At 63.5% G+C, this 21229-nt stretch carries 4 protein-coding genes; 2 read left to right on the top strand and 2 right to left on the bottom strand.

Annotation, left to right across the window (positions count from 1 at the left end):
• Nucleotides 1-5: 5 nt before the first annotated feature.
• Together lapG and lapD are read left to right on the top strand one after the other, a co-directional pair.
• Nucleotides 6-707 carry a cysteine protease LapG gene (gene lapG, locus DMX06_RS06210; RefSeq protein ID WP_110735617.1) on the top strand — a complete coding sequence of 234 codons (702 nt, stop codon included), beginning with the start codon at nucleotides 6-8 and terminating at the stop codon, nucleotides 705-707.
• 10 nt (nucleotides 708-717) lie between these two features.
• Nucleotides 718-2664 (top strand): cyclic di-GMP receptor LapD, encoded by a 1947-nt coding sequence (gene lapD / locus DMX06_RS06205; RefSeq protein WP_110735615.1) that lies wholly within the window; start codon nucleotides 718-720, stop codon nucleotides 2662-2664.
• A gap of 203 nt (nucleotides 2665-2867) precedes the next feature.
• Here lapD and DMX06_RS06200 read toward each other — a convergent pair whose 3' ends face one another.
• Both DMX06_RS06200 and DMX06_RS06195 read right to left on the bottom strand, forming a co-directional pair.
• On the bottom strand, nucleotides 2868-3209 hold the full coding sequence (locus DMX06_RS06200) for a tryptophan synthase subunit beta (RefSeq protein WP_110735613.1): 342 nt from the start codon (nucleotides 3207-3209) through the stop codon (nucleotides 2868-2870).
• Nucleotides 3210-3371: 162 nt separating this feature from the next.
• The gene (locus DMX06_RS06195) at nucleotides 3372-21224 is read right to left on the bottom strand and encodes an immunoglobulin-like domain-containing protein (protein WP_110735611.1); all 17853 of its coding nucleotides are present in this window, start codon (nucleotides 21222-21224) and stop codon (nucleotides 3372-3374) included.
• Nucleotides 21225-21229: the final 5 nt, after the last annotated feature.

Below are 21229 nucleotides of genomic sequence, written 5' to 3'. Positions count from 1 at the left end.
AACGGGTGTCCGCAGTGGCGATACCTTGGCCTCTCAATGCGACCGCACGCCGGCTCGGCCTTGCCGTGCTGCTCGGCTGCCTGTGGCTGGGCGCTACCCAGGCGGATTGGGACTTCTCGCAGATCAGCCGCCGTGCGCAGGCATTGTATGGCCCGCTGGGGTCGGGCCAGGGACGCATCGATGCCTGGCAGAACCTGTTGACGGCGCAGAAGCAGGGCAGCGAGTTGGAGCAGTTGCAGGTGGTCAACCTGTTCTTCAACAAGCAGTTGCGCTACGTCGAGGACATCGACCTGTGGCACGAGGTCGACTACTGGGCCACGCCGGTGCAGTCGCTGATCAAGGGCGCGGGCGACTGCGAGGACTATGCCATCGCCAAGTACTTCAGCCTGCGGCGCATGGGCGTCCCGGCGGAAAAGCTGCGCATCACCTACGTCAAGGCCTTGCGCCAGAACCGTGCGCACATGGTCCTGACCTATTATTCAAGCCCACAGGCCCAGCCGCTGGTGCTCGACAGCCTGATGGACGCGATCAAGCCGGCCAGCCAGCGCACCGACCTGCTGCCGGTGTATGCCTTCAATGGTGAAGGCCTGTGGCTGACCGGCGCTGGCGGCAACAAGAAGGTCGGCGACACCAAGCGCCTGTCGCGGTGGCAGGACTTGCTGAAGAAAATGCAGGCCGAAGGGTTCCCGGCCGAACCGGTTTACTGAAGGAGCACAGATGTCACTGTTCAAACAATTGCTGCTAGCCATTTGCCTGTTCCTGGTGGTCGCCTTCAGTGGCAGCTTCATGGTCAGCCTGGAGAGCTCGCGCAGCCAGTACGTCAACCAGCTGCGCTCCCATGCCCAGGATGCGGCGACCGCGCTGGCGCTGTCGCTGACGCCGAACATCGATGACCCGGCGATGGTCGAGCTGATGGTCAGTTCGATCTTCGACAGTGGCTACTATTCGAGCATCAAGGTCATCGACCTGGACTCCAATGCCGTGCTGGTCGAGCGCCATGCCGAGCCTGACGCGGGCGGCGTGCCGAGTTGGTTCATCCAGCTGATCGGCCTGGATCCGGCCGGTGGTGACGCCATTGTCAGCCGTGGCTGGCAGCAAGCGGCGCGGGTCGAGGTGATCAGCCATCCGATGTTCGCCCTGGCCAAGCTCTGGCAGAGCGCCCTGGGCAGCCTGGGCTGGCTGCTGCTGTGCGGCGCGGCGAGCGCGGTGCTCGGGGCGCTGCTGCTGCGTCGCCAGCTGCGGCCGCTCGACTACATGGTGGCGCAGTCCCATGCTATTGCCCGCCGTGAGTTCCTCAGCCTGCCGGAGTTGCCGCGCACACCCGAGTTGCGCCGGGTGGTGCAGGCGATGAACCAGATGGTCGAGAAGCTCAAGGCGCTGTTCACCGAGCAGGCCGAGCGCAGCGAGAAGCTGCGCGCCGAGTCGTACCAGGACAGCCTTACCGGGCTGGCCAACCGCCGTTACTTCGAAATGCAGCTCAACGCCCGGGTCAGCAACCTCGAGGAGGCCCGTGCCGGCTACCTGCTGTTGCTGCGGGTCCAGGACCTGGCAGGCCTGAACGCGCGCCTGGGTGGCCAGCGCACCGACCAGTTGCTGCAGGCGGTGGGCGAGCAGTTGCGTCGCACCTGCGCGAACTTCCCCGAGACCAACGACCTGATCACCCGCAGCCGTGGCGGCGAGTTCGCGGTGCTGGCGCCGGGCATGGTGCATGACGAGGCGATCCAGTTGGCCCAGGCCCTGGAGGCCACCTTGCAGAGCCTGCACGAGACCGGGGCAAGCGATGTCGACCCGGTGGCCTGCATCGGCCTGGCGCCCTACAGCCCCGGGGACGCCCCGCAAGCGCTGCTCAAGCTCGCCGACGAGGCCCTGGCCCGTGCCGAGAGCCAGCCCGCACCGGGCTGGGTGTGCCTGGAACAGGGCGCAGCGGGCCAGGCCGCCGACAGCCACCACGCCTGGCACACGCGCCTGGACCAGGCGTTGGGCAACGGGCAGTTCGAGTTGTTCTTCCAGCCGGTCGTGGATGCCAGGGCGCCAGAGCGGGTGCTGCACTACAAGGTCATCTCGCGCCTGCACGACGAGCAGGGCGAAGCCCTGGCGGCCGGCCGCTTCCTGCCGTGGCTGGAGCGCTTCGGCTGGATGGCGCGGCTGGACCTGCTGGTGCTGGAGAAAGTGCTCAGGCACTTGCAGGGGCATGGCGAGGCGCTGGCGTTGAACTTGTCGGCCGCGACCTTGGCCGATCCCAAGGCGCTGCAGAGAGTCTACGAGCTGCTGGGCCAGCACGGTGCGCTGGGTCGACGACTAACGTTCGAGATTGGCGAGGAGCAGTTGCCCGAGCAGACGGTGCTGGAGCAGCTGACCCGGCGCCTGCGCGCCCTGGGCTTCAGCCTGGCGCTGCAGCGCTTCGGCGGGCGCTTCAGCATGATTGGCAATCTCGCCCACCTGGGCCTGGCCTATCTGAAGATCGACGGTGGCTATATTCGCAACATCGACCAGGAGCGGCACAAGCGCCTGTTCATCGAGGCCATCCAGCGCGCGGCGCACAGCATCGACCTGCCGTTGATCGCCGAGCGGGTGGAGACCGAAGGGGAGCTGAAAGTACTACGGGAGATGGGCGTGCAGGGGATACAGGGGCAACTGGTCGGTGGGCCGGCGCCCTGGCGCTGAGTGGAACCCTGTGGGAGCGGCCTTGTGTCGCGAAAGGGCCGCATAGCGGCCCCGGCAATATCAGCTTGATGCGCAGATCTGGGGGCGCTTCGCACCCCTTTTGCGACGCAAGGCCGCTCCCACACTGTTAACAGTTCCCTGCGCGACAGCGCAGCCCCAAAGGGCTGGGCGATTTCCTACAGGCGCAAACAATGGCCGCGTGATCAGATCAACCCGCCTTCCTCGTCTTCCTCGATCAGGTTGTTCAGGCCGCCCAGCGCCTTGCGCGCCGTGGAGCGGTTGAGCAGTTTGGCCTGGGCGCCGGGTGGCAGGTCGGTGATGCTGAAAACGCCCTTGGCGGTCAACACCTCGATCAGGTCTTCCAGTACCCGGATCATGTCCAGGTCGCTCTGCTTGAGCTGCTTGAGGCTGTTCTCGACAACGTCGTCGGCGAACCATTCCTGGATCTCGGCATTGTCTGCCGGGACCATATCGGTAAAACCGTCAAACGCGGCGGCTTCCACTCGCAGCAACTGGCCCTCGGCGTCGCGTTGCACGTAGAACATGGCGGCGTCCCTCGTCACGATGAATCCTTTTTGGTAGTCAGCAGCATAGGCAAAGTTCACCGGGCATGTAAGCCCGGTGCACGAGTATGCGCGTGAAGGGATGGCTGGAAAAGCCCGCGCCCCCGACGCCGGCCCTGGCGGGCCGTGGTCGGGGGTAAGGGATCAGCTGTTGGAGTTGTCGATCTTGATGGTCGGGTCGGCACCGCTGATCAACGAGTTGATCGTGGTGTTGGACCAGTTCACACCCTCGAGCTTGATGGTCACGTCGGCGTTGGCCAGGCCACCGGCGGCGTTGAGCTTGCCTTCGGTGCTGACCTGCAGGGTCGACTCGCCATTGACCGTGGTGATCTTCAGGAAGTTGTCGATGGTGCTGGCTTTCTCGCCCTGGAGCAGGTCGCTCAGGTCGAGGCGGTCGCCCTCGCTGGCCTTGAAGTCCTTGATCACGTCCTTGCCCAGGTCGCCGGCCTTCCACACGAAGGTGTCGGCACCGCTGCCACCGGTCATGATGTCGTCACCCTTGCCGCCGATGAGGATGTCATTGCCGGCACCGCCGAACAGGATGTCGTTGCCTTCGCCGCCGAGCAGGGTGTCGTTGCCGGTGCCACCGAGCAGGATGTCGTTGCCCTTGCCGCCGTCGATGTAGTCGTTGCCACCCTGGCCGAAGATGATGTCGTTGCCGTTGCCGCCCAGCAGGGTGTCGGCGCCGTCGTTGCTGCGCGAGACATCGAACTCGGCGTAGTTCTCGGTGATGTACTTGTGCATCGCCCGTGCGTCCACGCTGCCCGCGTCGACGCCCAGCTTGTCGGCGACATAGCCGCGGATTGCCTCGACACCGGTGCCGGCAACACCGTCGAAGACCATCAGGTCGCCGAAGATGATGTCGTTGCCGTCGCCGCCGTTGACCGTGTCATTGCCCGGCTGGGTGACTTCGGTATGGCCGAGGATGGCCTCGGCCAGCTTGCTCGGGTCGATGTTGGTCTGCGGCTTGCCGTCGGTGTCGTATGGTTTCAGGTCGTTGGTGTTGACGCCGTTGTTGAGGCCGATGGCCTCGACTTGGGACAGGCCCGAGAGCAGCTTGAAGCTGTCCTGCGAGTTGCTCGTGGTGGTGCTGTTGGTGTCGTAGCCCAGGCCGCCACGCGAAGACAGCTCATAGGTGCCGTTGCCTTCGGCATGCAGTTCGCCCGATACGCCGTATTTCCAGCCGTTGCGGTAGTACTGCACCTGCAGGTTGCCGGCGTTGTCGATGCTGACGTAGTTGGTGTTGCTGCTGTCGATGTAGCCGTTGTACGCCATGCCCGGCTTGTAGTTGATCGAGGCCAGGAAGGTGTCCAGGGTGATGCCCGAGGTCCCCAGGGTCGGGTTGGGGTTCTCGTTGGTCTGGTAGTAGGTCGGCTTGCCGTCGGTGATGAAGAACGTCTGGTTGCTGCCGGTGTTGCCACCATCCTTGAGGTTCTGGAACCAGTTGGCGGTGGTCTTGAAGGCGTCCTCGTAGTTGGTGCCGCCGTCTGCCCGCAGGTTGTTCAGGGCGTTGAGCAACTGCTGCAGGCCGGCATCGTTCAGGGTTACCGCAACGCTGCTCTTGACCTGGGTGGCGAAGTCCACCAGCAGGATGTTCACGGTGCCCGACTGGTCGCCCTTGACGCTGGCGGCCAGGGTCTTGAACACCGACTCCAGGGATTTCTTCGCCGCATCCACGCCGGACGAGCCCATGCTACCCGAGGTGTCGACGATGAAGGCGAGGTTGTAGTCCTGGCCCGGCACCACGTGCAGGCCGGTGACGTCGGCCACTACCACATCGTTGCCGTCGGTGCCGGTGATGTTGTCGCTGTCCGAGGACAGGTTGCTGGTGGTGTAGGACTGCGGGTAGACCGTGACCTTGATGGTGCCTTCGCTGGTCGCGGTGCTGCCGCCGACGCTCTCGGTGGAGGTCGAGCTGACCTTCACGTCGAACTGGCCGGCATAGTAGGCCGGTGGCTTGATGGTCAGGCTGCCCAGGTTCCAGCCGGTGACGTCCACCGCGTCCTTGCCGACGGTGATGGTGTGGCCGGCATTGTCGGCCAGCACCGAGCCTGCGGGAATGCCGCTGAGCTTGACGCTCAGGGACTCGGAGCCGTCGGTGTCGGTCAGGTTGGTGCTGATGCCCACCAGCTTGACCGGGGCGCCGTTCTCGCCGCCTTCGTTGAGCTTGTAGCCGTCGTAGTAGCCCTGGTTGTTGCTGCCGTGCAGGTCGCCGACGGTCACGCCGGCGTTGGTCAGGTCCTTGACGCTCGGGTACATCGGGATGTTCGAGCTGTTGAGGTCGGTGACCGCGCCGTTGCCCACCTTGATGTTGACGTCCAGGCTGCCGGGGCCGGACTGGTTGGCGTTGTAGATCTCCAGGGTGTAGTAGCCGCTGGTGGTCGGGGTGAAGCTGCCGGAGATGGCGCCGCTGCTGTTGCCCCAGGTCCCGCTGGCGACGTTCTTGCCGCCCACGACGATCTGCAGGCTGTCGTCGGCGGTGCCACTGAACGAATAGGTCTTGCCGGCTTCCAGGTAGATCAGGCCGGAGGTCTTCGAGCCCGTGCCAGGCGTCACGGTGGCGACCGTGTCGACACCGGTGACGGTCTCGCTCTTGCTGGCATTGCCGGAGTTGGCGAAGACATTCTTCAGCGCATCGCCGGTGATGCCGTTGCCGCCGCTGCCGAGGCCCGTGAGGCTGTTCCAGGTTTCCTTGAGCAGGCCAATGGAGTTGACGTTGTTGTTGCCGATGTTCAGGTCAGGCTTGTCGGCCACTGGCGCGATATCGACCTTCATGGTCACTTCGCCGCCGGCGTTGGTGCCGTCGTTGGGCTTGTACTTGATCTGCGCGTAGTCGGCCTGCTTGTTGCCCACGCCGCTGCCGCCATAGCCGTCGACGCCCGACTGGTTGGCCAGCGGCACGAACTTGAGCTTGCCGGCGGCGATGTCGGCCTGGCTGATGTTCTGGTTCAGCGAGACATCGACCCACGAGGTACCGTTGAAGAACTTCAGGCTGCCCAGGTCCGGCAGCTTGCTGATGGTCACCGACAGGCCGGTGTTGCCATCGGCGTCGCTGACGTTGAAGTCGCCCCACTTGAACACGTAGTCGGTGTCTTCGCTGCCGGTCACGGCGCCACCGGTCGACACCGGCGCGTGGTCGTTGTCGATGATGGTGGTGGTGACGCTGGACTTGCCGGCGTCGACCTGCAGGTTCTCGAAGCCGCCGCCCGTGGCGCCGGTGATCTTGACCGTGAAGTTCTCCGAACCCTCGACCAGCTTGTCGTCGATGGTCTTGATATCGAAGGTGGTGCCGCTGCTGCCCGCCGGGATCTTCACGGTGACCACACCGGTGAAGTCCTGGCCGTCGGTCGCGGTGCCGCTGTAGGTCAGGGTGATGGTCACCTCGGACTTCGACGGGTTGCTCAGGGTCAGGTTGTAGTGGGCGGTATCGCCTTCGGTCACCGAGGTGTCGCCGCTGATGCCGACGGTGGTCAGGTCGCCCTGGCCGCTCGGCTCGTCGGTGACGCTGGTGGTGACGGTGTTGCTGCCCAGGGTCAGCTTCTCGAAGTTGTCGCCACCGGCGACCGATTCGATCTTGTTGACGATGTTCGGCTGGCCACCGAGGTACGGGTCGTCCTTGGCGGTGATGGTGAAGGTGCCGCTGGCGCTGCCGGCCGGGATGCTGACCTTGGTGCCATCGGTCAGGGTGAAGGTCAGGCCGTTGTGGCCGGTGACCGACAGGCCCTGGGCGTTGGTCAGGGTCACCGTGTAGGTGACCTGGCCACCTTCGGTGACGGTGGTCTTGTCGGCGGACAGGGTGGCGACCACCTCACTGATGGTGTCGGTGATCTGCACGGTGGCGTTGCCGCCGAGCTCGAGGTTCTCGAAGGTCTTGCCTGTGACCGTGGCATCGGTGATGCCGACGGTCAGCGAGCTGCCATCCTTGAACACGTCGTCGCCCTGGGCGGCGGCCTTGTACTCGACCTGGGTCTGGCCGGCCGGGATGATCACCTTGGCACCGTTGCTCAGGGTCACGGTCAGGTCCTGCGCCAGTTTCTGGCTGACCTTGACGGTGAACGACGGCTGCTGGTCTTCGGTGACGTTGCCGTTGCCGACGATGGTGACCGAGACCTTGTCGCCCTGGTTGCCGGTGCCCGGGGTGCCCGAACCTGGCTCGTCGGTCACGGTAGTCTTCACTTCGTTCTGACCCAGGGTCAGTTTCTCGAAGTTGTCGCCGCCGGTGACGCCGGTGATCTTGTTGCTGATGGTCGGCTGACCGCCGACGAATACATCGTCCGCAGCGGTGATGGTAAAGGTGCCGCTGGCGCTGCCCGCCGGGATGGTGACCTTGGTGCCGTCGGTCAGGGTAAAGGTCAGGCCGTTGTGGCCGGTGACCGACAGGCCCTGGGCGTTGGTCAGGGTCACGGTGTAGGTGATCTGGCCGCCCTCGGCAACGGTGGTCTTGTCGGCGGACAAGGTGGCCACGACTTCACTGATGGTGTCGGTGATCTGCACGGTGGCGTTGCCACCCAGCTCGAGGTTCTCGAAGGTCTTGCCGGTGACCGTGGCGTCGGTGACGCCGACGGTCAGCGAGCTGCCGTCCTTGAACACGTCGTCGCCTTGGGCTGCGGCCTTGTACTCGACCTGGGTCTGGCCGGCCGGAATGATTACCTTAGCACCGTTGCTCAGGGTGACGGTCAGGTCCTGGTCGAGCTTCTGGCTGACCTTGACGGTGAACGACGGCTGCTGGGCTTCGTTGACATCGCCGTTGCCGACGATGGTGACGGAGACCTTGTCGCCCTGGTTGCCGGTGCCTGGAGTGCCCGATCCCGGTTCGTCGGTCACCGTGGTGGTCAGGGTATTGCTGCCGAGGGTCAGCTTCTCGAAGTTGCCGCCACCGGTGACGGACTCGATCTTGTTGACGATGCTCGGCTGGCCACCGACGAACACGTCGTCCTTGGCGGTGATGGTCACGGTGCCGGTGGCGCTGCCAGCCGGGATGGTGACCTTGGTGCCGTCGGACAGGGTGAAGGTCAGGCCGTTGTGGCCATTGACCGGCAGACCCTGGGCATTGGTCAGGGTCACGGTGTAGGTGAACTGGCCACCCTCGGCAACCGTGGTCTTGTCTGCGGACAGGGTCGCGACCACTTCGCTGATGGTGTCGGTGATCTGCACGGTGGCCGAACCGCCGAGCTCGAGGTTCTCGAAGGTCTTGCCAGTGACTGCGGCATCGGTGATGCCGACGGTCAGCGGGCCGCCGTCCTTGAACACGTCATCACCCTGGACCGGCGCCTTGTACTCGACCTGGGTCTGGCCGGCCGGGATCACCACCTTGGCGCCATTGCTCAGGGTGACGGTGAGGTCCTGGTCGAGCTTCTGGCTGACCTTGACGGTGAACGACGGCTGCTGGGCTTCGTTGACATCGCCGTTGCCGACGATGGTGACCGAGACCTTGTCGCCCTGGTTGTCGGTGCCTGGAGTGCCCGAGCCCGGTTCGTCGGTGACCGAGGTCTTCACTTCGTTCTGACCCAGGGTCAGTTTCTCGAAGTTGTCGGCACCGGTGACGCCGGTGATCTTGTTGCTGATGGTGGCCTGGCCGCCGACGAACACGTCGTCCGGGGCGGTGATGGTGGCGGTGCCAGTGGCGCTGCCGGCCGGGATGGTGACCTTGGTGCCGTCGGACAGGGTGAAGGTCAGGCCGTTATGACCGGTGACCGACAGGCCCTGGGCGTTGGTCAGGGTCACGGTGTAGGTGATCTGGCCACCCTCAGTGACGGTGGTCTTGTCGGCGGACAAGGTGGCCACGACTTCACTGATGGTGTCGGTGATCTGCACGGTGGCGTTGCCGCCCAGTTCCAGATTCTCGAAGGTCTTGCCGGTGACCGCGGCATCGGTAATGCCGACGGTCAGCGAGCTGCCGTCCTTGAACACATCATCGCCTTGGGCGGCGGCCTTGTATTCGACCTGGGTCTGGCCAGCCGGAATGATTACCTTGGCACCGTTGCTCAGGGTCACGGTCAGGTCCTGGTCGAGCTTCTGGCTGACCTTGACGGTGAACGACGGCTGCTGGGCTTCGTTGACATCGCCATTGCCGACGATGGTGACCGAGACCTTGTCGCCCTGGTTGCCGGTGCCTGGGGTGCCCGAACCTGGTTCGTCGGTGACGGTAGTCTTCACTTCGTTCTGACCCAGGGTCAGTTTCTCGAAGTTGTCGGCACCGGTGACGCCAGTGATCTTGTTGCTGATGGTCGGCTGACCACCGACGAATACATCGTCTGGCGCATTGATGGTGAAGGTGCCGGTGGCGCTGCCCGCCGGGATGGTGACCTTGGTGCCATCGGTCAGGGTGAAGGTCAGGCCGTTGTGGCCGGTGACCGACAGGCCCTGGGCGTTGGTCAGGGTCACGGTGTAGGTGATCTGGCCGCCCTCGGAAACGGTGGTCTTGTCGGCGGACAAGGTGGCCACGACTTCACTGATGGTGTCGGTGATTTGCACGGTGGCGTTGCCACCCAGCTCAAGGTTCTCGAAGGTATGGCCCGGAACCGTGGCATCGGTGATACCGACGGTCAGCGAGCTGCCGTCCTTGAACACGTCGTCGCCCTGTGCGGCGGCCTTGTACTCGGTCTGGGTATGACCTGCCGGGATCACCACCTTGTCGCCGTTGGACAGGGTGACGGTCAGGTCGTAGCCAAGCTTCTGGCTGACCTTGACGGTGAACGACGGCTGCTGGTCTTCGGTGACGTTGCCGTTGCCGACGATGGTGACGGACACCTTGTCGCCCTGGTTGTCGGTGCCTGGAGTTCCGGTGCCCGGCTCGTCGGTCACGGAAGTCTGCACTTCGTTCTGACCCAGGGTCAGCTTCTCGAAGTTGTCGGCACCGGTGACGCCGGTGATCTTGTTGCTGATGGTGGCCTGGCCGCCGACGAAGACGTCGTCAGGCGCCGTGATGATGGCGGTACCGCTGGCGCTGCCGGCCGGGATGGTGACCTTGGTGCCGTCGCTGAGGGTAAAGGTCAGGCCGTTGTGGCCGGTGACCGACAGGCCCTGGGCGTTGGTCAGGGTCACGGTGTAGGTGATCTGGCCGCCCTCGGACACGGTGGTCTTGTCGGCGGACAGGGTGGCGACCACTTCACTGATGGTATCGGTGATCTGCACGGTGGCGTTGCCGCCCAGCTCGAGGTTCTCGAAGGTCTTGCCGTTGACTGCGGCATCGGTGATGCCGACGGTCAGCGAGCTGCCATCCTTGAACACGTCGTCGCCTTGGGCCGCGGCCTTGTACTCAACCTGGGTCTGGCCGGCCGGGATCACTACCTTGGCGCCATTGCTCAGGGTCACGGTCAGGTCCTGGTCAAGCTTCTGGCTGACCTTGACGGTGAACGACGGCTGCTGGGCTTCGTTGACATCGCCGTTGCCGACGATGGTGACCGAGACCTTGTCGCCCTGGTTGTCGGTGCCTGGAGTGCCAGTGCCTGGCTCATCGGTCACACTCGTGGTGACGGTGTTGTCACCCAGAGTGAGCTTCTCGAAGTTGTCGGCGCCACTGACACCCTCGATCTTGTTGACGATCGAAGGCTGGCCGCCGACGAATACGTCGTCTGGTGCGGTGATGGTGAAGGTGCCGCTGGCACTGCCGGCCGGGATGGTGACCTTGGTGCCGTCGGTCAGGGTGAAGGTCAGGCCATTGTGGCCGTTGACCGGCAGACCCTGGGCGTTGGTCAGCGTGACGGTGTAGGTGACCTGGCCGCCTTCGGTGACGGTGGTCTTGTCGGCGGTGAGGGTCGCTACCACTTCACTGACGGTGTCGGTGATCTGAACCGAGGCGTTGCCACCCAGCTCCAGGTTCTCGAAAGCCTTGCCATCAACGGCGGCATCGGTGATACCGACGGTCAGGGTATCGCCGTCCTTGAACACATCGTCGCCCTGGGCCTTGGCCTTGTACTCAGCCTCGGTCTGGCCAGCAGGGATGACCACCTTGTCGCCGTTGGACAGGGTAACAGTCAGGTCGTGGTCCAGTTTCTGGCTGACCTTGACGGTGAAGGCTGGCTGCTGGTCTTCGGTGACGTCACCTTTGCCAACGATGGTGACGGTGACCTTGTCGCCCTGGTTGTCGGTACCTGGAGTACCAGTGCCCGGCTCGTCAGTAACCGAGGTTTTCACTTCGTCCTGACCCAGGGTCAGCTTCTCGAAGTTGTCGCCACCGACAACCGACTCGATCTTGTTGACGATGCTCGGCTGGCCACCGACGAACACATCGTCCGCAGCTGTGATGGTGAAGGTACCGCTGGCGCTGCCAGCCGGAACGGTTACTTTGGTGCCGTCGGACAGGGTAAAGGTCAGGCCATTGTGGCCGGTGACCGACAGTCCTTGAGCATTGGTCAGTGTCACGGTGTAAGTGATCTGGCCGCCTTCGGACACGGTGGTCTTGTCGGCGGTCAGAGTCGCGACGACTTCACTGACGGTGTCGGTGATCTGGACGGAAGCGTTACCGCCCAGCTCCAGATTCTCGAAGGCCTTGCCATCAACGGCGGCATCGGTGATACCGACGGTCAGGGTGTCACCGTCCTTGAAGACGTCATCGCCCTGGGCTTTCGCTTTGTACTCGGTTTCGGTCTGGCCCGCAGGGATGACAACCTTGTCGCCATTGGACAGGGTCACGGTCAGGTCGTGGTCCAGTTTCTGGCTGACCTTGACGGTGAAGGCCGGCTGCTGGTCTTCGGTGACATCGCCCTTGCCGACGATGGTGACTGTGACCTTATCGCCCTGGTTGTCGGTGCCTGGCGTGCCAGTGCCCGGCTCGTCAGTGACGGAGGTTTTCACTTCATCCTGACCCAAGGTCAGTTTTTCGAAGTTGTCGGCGCCAGTGACACCTTCCAGCTTGTTGGTGATCGTCGGTTGACCACCAACGAACACATCATCCGGTGCGTTAATGGTGAAGGTCCCGCTGGCGCTGCCGGCTGGAATGGTGACTTTGGTGCCGTCGGTGAGGGTGAAGGTCAGGCCGTTGTGGCCGTTGACCGGCAGACCCTGGGCGTTGGTCAGGGTGACGGTGTAGGTGATCTGGCCGCCTTCGGACACAGTGGTCTTGTCGGCGGTGAGGGTCGCGACGACTTCGCTGACGGTGTCGGTGATCTGCACCGAGGCGTTGCCGCCCAGTTCCAGATTTTCGAAGGCCTTGCCATCAACGGCGGCATCGGTGATGCCGACGGTCAGGGTGTCGCCGTCCTTGAAGACGTCATCACCTTGGGCTTTCGCCTTGTACTCGGCTTCGGTCTGGCCAGCTGGGATCACCACCTTGTCGCCATTGGACAGCGTGACAGTCAGGTCATGGTCGAGCTTCTGGCTGACCTTGACGGTGAAGGCAGGCTGCTGGTCCTCGGTGACATCGCCTTTGCCGACGATGGTGACAGTGACCTTGTCGCCCTGGTTGTCGGTACCTGGCGTGCCAGTGCCTGGCTCGTCGGTCACGGTCGTGGTGACCGTGTTGTCGCCCAGGGTCAGCTTCTCGAAGTTGTCTGCGCCGCTGACGCTTTCGATCTTGTTGACGATCGAAGGCTGGCCGCCGACGAACACATCGTCAGGGGCGGTGATGGTGAAGGTACCGCTGGCGCTACCGGCCGGGATGGTGACTTTGGTGCCATCGGTCAGGGTGAAGGTCAGGCCGTTGTGGCCGTTGACCGGCAGCCCTTGGGCATTGGTCAAGGTCACGGTGTAGGTGATCTGGCCGCCTTCGGTGACGGTGGTCTTGTCGGCGGTCAGGGTCGCGACCACTTCGCTGATGGTGTCGGTGATCTGCACCGAGGCATTGCCGCCCAGCTCCAGATTCTCGAAAGCCTTGCCATCAACGGCGGCGTCGGTGATGCCGACGGTCAGGGTGTCGCCATCTTTGAAGACGTCGTCACCCTGGGCCTTGGCCTTGTACTCGGCTTCGGTCTGACCGGCCGGGATGACCACCTTGTCGCCATTCGACAGGGTCACGGTCAGGTCGTGGTCCAGCTTCTGGCTGACCTTGACGGTGAAGGCGGGTTGCTGGTCTTCGGTGACATCGCCTTTGCCGACGATGGTGACGGTGACCTTGTCGCCTTGGTTGTCAGTGCCTGGCGTGCCGGTACCTGGCTCGTCAGTCACGCTTGTGGTGACGGTGTTGTCACCCAGAGTCAATTTCTCGAAGTTGTCGCCACCGACAACCGATTCGATCTTGTTGACGATCGAAGGCTGGCCGCCGACGAACACGTCATCCGGTGCGGTGATGGTGAAGGTACCGCTGGTGCTGCCGGCCGGGATGGTGACCTTGGTGCCATCGGTCAGGGTGAAGGTCAGGCCGTTGTGGCCGTTGACCGGCAGACCCTGGGCGTTGGTCAGGGTCACGGTGTAGGTGATCTGGCCACCTTCAGACACAGTGGTCTTGTCGGCGGTCAGGGTCGCGACGACTTCGCTGACGGTGTCGGTGATCTGCACGGTGGCGTTGCCACCCAGCTCGAGGTTCTCGAAGGTCTTGCCATCAACGACTGCATCAGTGATGCCGACGGTCAGCGAGCTGCCATCCTTGAAGACGTCATCGCCCTGGGCATCCGCCTTGTACTCGACCTGGGTCTGGCCAGCCGGAATCACCACCTTGGCGCCGTTGCTCAGGGTGACGGTCAGGTCCTGGTCCAGCTTCTGGTTGACCTTGACGGTAAAGGACGGCTGCAGGTCTTCGGTGACATCGCCGTTGCTGACGATGGTGACGGACACCTTGTTGCCGGTATCCGGATCATCAGTGACGGTGGTGGTGAGTGTTTCCTTGCCGAGCGTCAGCTTCTCGAAGTTGTCCGCGCCGCTGACACCTTCGAGTTTGTTCACGATCGAGGGCTGGCCGCCGACGAATACGTCGCTCGGGGCGGTGATGGTGAAGGTACCACTGGCGCTGCCGGCCGGAACGGTGACCTTGGTGCCATCGGTCAAGGTGAAGGTCAGGCCGTTATGGCCGGTGACCGACAGACCCTGAGCGTTGGTCAGGGTCACGGTGTAGGTGATCTGGCCGCCTTCGGTGACGGTGGTCTTGTCGGCGGTGAGGGTCGCAACCACTTCACTTACGGTGTCGGTGATCTGGACGGAAGCGTTACCGCCCAGTTCCAGATTTTCAAAAGCCTTGCCATCAACGGCGGCATCGGTGATGCCGACGGTCAGGGTGTCGCCATCCTTGAAGACGTCATCACCCTGGGCCTTGGCTTTGTATTCGGTTTCGGTCTGGCCGGCTGGGATCACCACCTTGTCGCCGTTGGACAGGGTGACAGTCAGGTCGTGGTCCAGTTTCTGGCTGACCTTGACGGTGAAGGCAGGCTGCTGGTCTTCGGTGACATCGCCTTTGCCGACGATGGTGACGGTGACCTTGTCGCCCTGGTTGTCGGTGCCTGGAGTGCCGGTACCCGGTTCATCGGTCACGCTCGTGGTGACGCTGTTGTCGCCGAGGGTCAGCTTCTCGAAGTTGTCTGCGCCGCTGACGCCTTCGATCTTGTTGACGATAGAAGGCTGGCCGCCGACGAATACGTCGTCGGGAACGGTAATGGTGAAGGTGCCGCTGGCGCTGCCGGCTGGGATGGTGACCTTGGTGCCGTCGGTCAAGGTGAAGGTCAGGCCATTGTGGCCGTTGACCGGCAGCCCTTGGGCATTGGTCAAGGTCACGGTGTAGGTGATCTGGCCACCTTCGGTGACGGTGGTCTTGTCCGCAGTCAGGGTCGCGACCACTTCACTGACGGTGTCGGTGATCTGGACGGAAGCGTTACCGCCCAGTTCCAGATTTTCAAAGGCCTTGCCATCTACGGCGGCATCGGTGATGCCGACGGTCAGGGTATCGCCGTCCTTGAAGACGTCGTCGCCCTGGGCTTTCGCCTTGTACTCGGTTTCGGTCTGACCGGCAGGAATGACCACCTTGTCGCCGTTGGACAGGGTAACGGTCAGGTCGTGGTCGAGCTTCTGGCTGACCTTGACGGTGAAGGCTGGCTGCTGCTCTTCGGTGACATCGCCTTTGCCGACGATGGTCACGGTGACCTTGTCACCCTGGTTATCGGTGCCTGGCGTGCCAGTGCCTGGCTCGTCGGTCACGGTCGTGGTGACGCTGTTGTCACCCAGAGTCAGCTTCTCGAAGTTATCGCCACCGGCAACCGACTCGATCTTGTTGACGATGCTCGGCTGGCCGCCGACAAACACGTCGTCGGGTGCAGTGATGGTGAAGGTGCCGTTGGCACTGCCTGCCGGGATGGTGACCTTGGTGCCATCGGTCAGGGTGAAGGTCAGGCCGTTATGGCCGTTGACCGGCAGACCCTGGGCGTTGGTCAGGGTCACGGTGTAGGTGATCTGGCCGCCTTCGGACACAGTGGTCTTGTCGGCAGTCAGGGTCGCAACGACCTCGCTGATGGTGTCGGTGATCTGAACGGAGGCGTTGCCGCCCAGCTCCAGATTCTCGAAGGCCTTGCCATCAACGGCAGCATCGGTGATGCCGACGGTCAGGGTGTCGCCGTCCTTGAAGACGTCATCGCCTTGGGCTTTCGCCTTGTACTCGGCTTCGGTCTGGCCAGCTGGGATCACCACCTTGTCGCCATTGGACAGCGTGACAGTCAGGTCATGGTCGAGCTTCTGGCTGACCTTGACGGTGAAGGCAGGCTGCTGGTCCTCGGTGACATCGCCTTTGCCGACGATGGTGACAGTGACCTTGTCGCCCTGGTTATCGGTGCCCGGAGTACCGGTGCCCGGCTCGTCAGTCACGGTTGTGGTGACGGTGTTGTCGCCGAGGGTCAGCTTCTCGAAGTTATCGCTACCGGCAACCGACTCGATCTTATTGACGATCGAAGGCTGGCCACCGACGAATACGTCGTCGGGAGCGGTGATAGTGAAGGTACCGCTGGCGCTACCGGCCGGGATGGTGACTTTGGTGCCATCGGTCAGGGTGAAGGTCAGGCCATTGTGGCCGGTGACCGACAGGCCCTGGGCGTTGGTCAGTGTCACGGTGTAGGTGATCTGGCCACCTTCAGACACAGTGGTCTTGTCGGCGGTCAGGGTCGCGACGACTTCGCTGACGGTGTCGGTGATCTGCACCGAGGCGTTGCCGCCCAGTTCCAGATTTTCGAAAGCCTTGCCATCAACGGCGGCATCGCTGATGCCGACGGTCAGGGTGTCGCCGTCCTTGAAGACGTCATCGCCCTGGGCCTTGGCCTTGTATTCGGTTTCGGTCTGGCCGGCCGGGATCACGACCTTGTCGCCATTCGACAGAGTCACGGTCAGGTCGTGGTCGAGCTTCTGGCTGACCTTGACGGTGAAGGCAGGCTGCTGGTCTTCGGTGACATCGCCCTTGCCGACGATGGTGACGGTGACCTTATCGCCCTGGTTATCGGTGCCTGGCGTGCCAGTGCCCGGCTCGTCGGTCACGGTCGTGGTAATCGTGTTGTCGCCGAGGGTCAGTTTCTCGAAGTTGTCCGCGCCGCTGACGCCTTCGATCTTGTTGACGATCGAAGGCTGGCCGCCGACGAACACATCATCCGGTGCGGTGATGGTGAACGTGCCACTGGCGCTGCCGGCTGGGATGGTGACCTTGGTGCCATCGGTCAGGGTGAAGGTCAGGCCATTGTGGCCGTTGACCGGCAGTCCTTGGGCGTTGGTCAGGGTCACGGTGTAGGTGATCTGGCCGCCTTCGGACACAGTGGTCTTGTCCGCAGTAAGGGTCGCGACCACTTCACTGACGGTGTCGGTGATCTGGACGGAGGCGTTGCCACCCAGTTCCAGATTTTCAAAGGCCTTGCCATCAACGGCGGCATCGGTGATGCCGACGGTCAAGGTGTCGCCGTCCTTGAAGACGTCATCACCTTGGGCTTTCGCCTTGTACTCGGCTTCGGTCTGGCCGGCTGGAATGACGACTTTGTCGCCGTTTGACAGGGTTACAGTCAGATCATGGTCGAGCTTCTGGCTGACCTTGACGGTGAAGGCGGGTTGCTGATCTTCGGTGACATCGCCTTTGCCGACGATGGTCACGGTGACCTTGTCACCCTGGTTATCGGTGCCTGGAGTGCCAGTGCCCGGCTCATCGGTCACGGTCGTGGTGACCGTGTTGTCGCCGAGGGTCAGTTTCTCGAAGTTATCGCCACCGGCAACCGATTCGATCTTGTTGACGATGCTCGGCTGGCCACCCACGAACACATCGTCCGCAGCGGTGATGGTGAAAGTGCCGCTGGCGCTGCCGGCCGGGATAGTGACCTTGGTGCCATCGGTCAGGGTGAAGGTCAGGCCGTTATGGCCGGTGACCGACAGACCCTGGGCGTTGGTCAGGGTCACGGTGTAGGTGATCTGGCCGCCTTCGGTGACGGTGGTCTTGTCGGCGGTGAGGGTCGCGACGACTTCGCTGATGGTGTCGGTGATCTGCACCGAGGCGTTGCCGCCCAGTTCCAGATTTTCGAAGGCCTTGCCATCGACAGCGGCATCGGTGATGCCGACGGTCAGGGTGTCGCCATCCTTGAAGACGTCATCACCCTGGGCCTTGGCTTTGTATTCGGTTTCGGTCTGGCCGGCTGGGATCACCACCTTGTCGCCGTTGGACAGGGTGACAGTAAGGTCGTGGTCAAGTTTCTGGCTGACCTTGACGGTGAAGGCTGGCTGCTGGTCTTCGGTGACATCGCCTTTGCCGACGATGGTGACGGTGACCTTGTCGCCCTGGTTATCGGTGCCCGGCGTACCGGTACCTGGCTCGTCGGTTACGGTCGTGGTGATCGTGTTATCGCCGAGGGTCAGCTTCTCGAAGTTATCGCCACCGGCAACCGACTCGATCTTGTTGACGATGTTCGGCTGACCACCCACGAACACGTCGTCCGCAGCGGTGATGGTGAAGGTACCGCTGGCGCTACCGGCCGGAATGGTGACCTTGGTGCCGTCGGTGAGGGTGAAGGTCAGGCCGTTGTGGCCATTGACCGGCAGACCTTGGGCGTTGGTCAGGGTCACGGTGTAAGTGATCTGGCCGCCTTCGGCTACGGTGGTCTTGTCAGCGGACAGGGTGGCCACAACTTCACTGACCGTGTCGGTGATCTGCACCGAGGCGTTGCCACCCAGCTCCAGATTCTCGAAGGCCTTGCCATCGACAGCGGCATCGGTGATGCCGACGGTCAGGGTGTCACCGTCTTTGAAGACGTCATCACCTTGGGCCTTGGCTTTGTACTCGGCCTCGGTCTGACCGGCCGGAATAACGACTTTGTCGCCGTTTGACAGGGTTACAGTCAGATCATGGTCGAGCTTCTGGCTGACCTTGACGGTGAAGGCGGGTTGCTGGTCTTCGGTGACATCGCCTTTGCCGACGATGGTGACGGTGACCTTGTCGCCTTGGTTATCGGTGCCCGGCGTGCCGGTGCCTGGCTCATCGGTCACGGTCGTGGTGACGGTGTTGTCACCCAGCGTCAGCTTCTCGAAGTTGTCGCCACCGGCAACCGACTCGATCTTGTTGACGATGCTCGGCTGGCCACCGACGAATACATCGTCCGCAGCGGTGATGGTGAAGGTGCCACTGGTACTGCCGGCCGGGATGGTGACTTTGGTGCCATCGGTCAGGGTGAAGGTCAGGCCATTGTGGCCGCTGACCGGCAGCCCTTGGGCATTGGTCAAAGTCACGGTGTAGGTGATCTGGCCGCCTTCAGACACGGTGGTCTTGTCGGCAGTCAGGGTCGCGACCACCTCGCTGGTGGTGTCACTGATCTGCACCGTGGCATCGCCACCCAGCTGCAGGTTTTCGAAGGTCTTGCCCGCCACGCTGGCATCGGTCACGCCGAGTGTCACCGAGCTGGCGTCCTTGAACACGTCGTCGCCCTGGGCCGGTAGGCTGTAGGTGGCCTGGGTCTGGCCGGCGGTGATGACCACGGTGGCGCCATTGGACAGGGTCACAGTCAGGTCATGGTCGAGTTTCTGGCTGACCGACACGGTGAAGGTCGGTTGCTCGGCCTCGGTCACGTTGCCATTGCTGGCGATGCTGACGGTCACCGTGTCGATGCTGTCGCTGATCACGGTCTGGGTCGGCGTGGTGTCGGGCTCCAGCTTCTCGAAGTTGCCGCCAGTGGCACCGGTGATGCTGGTGCTGACCGTGCTGCCGTTGACGAATACGTCGTTGGCCGGGGTCTGGAAGTCGACGCTGCCGGTGCTTTCGCCAGCCTTGACGGTGATGGTCTGGCCGTTGGACAGGGTAACGGTGACCGGAGTCTGGGCCGGGTTGGTCAGGGTCACGGTATAGGTGATCACGCCGCCTTCGGTGACGCTTGGGGTCGCGGTCAGGGTGGCGGTGGTGGTGTCGATCGAGTCGTTGATCTTCGTTTCAGCGGGTGCCGGGTTCGGCTCCAGTTTCTCGAAGTTGCCGCCCGTTGCCCCCGTGATCGTGGTGCTGACGGTGCTGCCATTGTTATAGACGTCATTGGCCGGGGTCTGGAAGTCGACACTGCCGGACGACTTGCCGGCCTCGATGGTGACGGTCTGGCCATTGGACAGGGTGACGGTGACCGGGGTCTGGGCCGGGTTGGTCAGGGTCACGGTGTAGGTGATCACACCGCCTTCGGTGACGCTCGGGGTCGCGGTCAGGGTGGCGGTGGTGGTGTCGACCGAATCGTTGATCAGCGTCTCGGCTGGCGTCGGGTTCGGCTCCAGTTTCTCGAAGTTGCCGCCCGCTGCCCCCGTGATCGTGGTGCTGACGGTGCTGCCGTTGTTGTAGACGTCATTGGCCGGGGTCTGGAAGTCGACGCTGCCGGACGACTTGCCGGCCTCGATGGTGACGGTCTGGCCGTTGGACAGAGTGATGGTGACCGGGGTCTGGGCCGGGTTGGTCAGGGTCACGGTGTAGGTGATCACACCGCCTTCGGTCACGCTCGGGGTGGCGGTCAAGGTGGCGGTGGTGGTGTCGACCGAGTCGTTGATCTTCGTTTCAGCGGGTGCCGGGTTCGGCTCCAGTTTCTCGAAGTTGCCGCCCGTTGCCCCCGTGATCGTGGTGCTGACGGTGCTGCCGTTGTTGTAGACGTCGTTGGCCGGGGTCTGGAAGTCGACGCTGCCGGACGACTTGCCGGCCTCGATGGTGACGGTCTGGCCGTTGGACAGAGTGACGGTGACCGGAGTCTGTGCCGGGTTGGTCAAGGTCACGGTGTAGGTGATCACGCCACCTTCGGTCACGCTCGGGGTGGCGGTGAGCGTGGCAGTGGTGGTGTCGATGGTGTCGGTGACCTGGGTCACCGCCGGGGTGGTGCTCGGCGTGACGATCAGGCCGTTACCGCCGGTTGTGCCGGTAATGGTCGCGGAGATCTGGCCGCCATCGATGTAGGGCGTGTCGTTGGCCGGGATGTCGACGTTGACGGTGCCGGAGGTCTGGCCGGCCGGGATCACGATGACGGCGCCGTTGGACAAGGTCACGGTCAGGTTGGTCAGCGGAGGCTGGCCGACGGTGGCGGTATAGACGATGACGCCACCCGCCTCGGTGATCGTGGGGGTGGCGCTCAGGGTCAGGCCGGTGGTGAGCGGGACGTTGGTCGTGTTGGTGCTGGCAGCGTTGCCGTCCAGTCCGCCCAGCTCCTCGGCCGCCAGGCCGTTGGCGAAGCCTATCGGCCCGGTGGGGAAGCCGATGCTCGGGTCGACCACCCCCGCGGTTTCCTCAAGCAGGACGAAGCTGTGTCCGCCGCCGACCGAGCCGCCGCCTGCGGCAGCCGGGCCGGCCGCGGTGGCTTCGAGTTCGGTGGTTGGGTCGACACCGGCAGCGATGGCCTGTTGCAGCTCTTCGACCGAGGGCGCTGCCTGGGCGGTGGCCTGGCTCAGGTCGGTGCTGCTGTCGGGCGCATCGGCGCTCCACTGGGTGTCGCGGCCCAGGTCGAGCACGCGGCCGTCGGCCAGCTCCAGGGTGACCGCGCCGCCCGCGCCGGTGTCTACCTGTTCACCTGCCAGCAGGCGATCGCCTTCGATCAGTACGCGCCGGATGCCTTCTGGGGAAACTGCGATGACTTGGCCAACAATGCTTTTGACGATGGCGACAACAGTGCTCATTGGAC

The organism is Pseudomonas mosselii, from assembly GCF_003205295.1.
Classification (GTDB): Bacteria; Pseudomonadota; Gammaproteobacteria; order Pseudomonadales; family Pseudomonadaceae; genus Aquipseudomonas; species Aquipseudomonas mosselii_B.
The sequence above is the reverse complement of the archived record's forward strand: the minus strand, read 5'-3'. Positions and strand labels throughout refer to the sequence as shown.

Coding starts and splice junctions, on each gene's coding strand:
- lapD (WP_110735615.1), top strand. CDS start 718: ATGTCACTGTTCAAACAATTGCTGCTAGCCATTTGCCTGTTCCTGGTG.
- DMX06_RS06200 (WP_110735613.1), bottom strand. CDS start 3,209: ATGTTCTACGTGCAACGCGACGCCGAGGGCCAGTTGCTGCGAGTGGAA.
- DMX06_RS06195 (WP_110735611.1), bottom strand. CDS start 21,224: ATGAGCACTGTTGTCGCCATCGTCAAAAGCATTGTTGGCCAAGTCATC.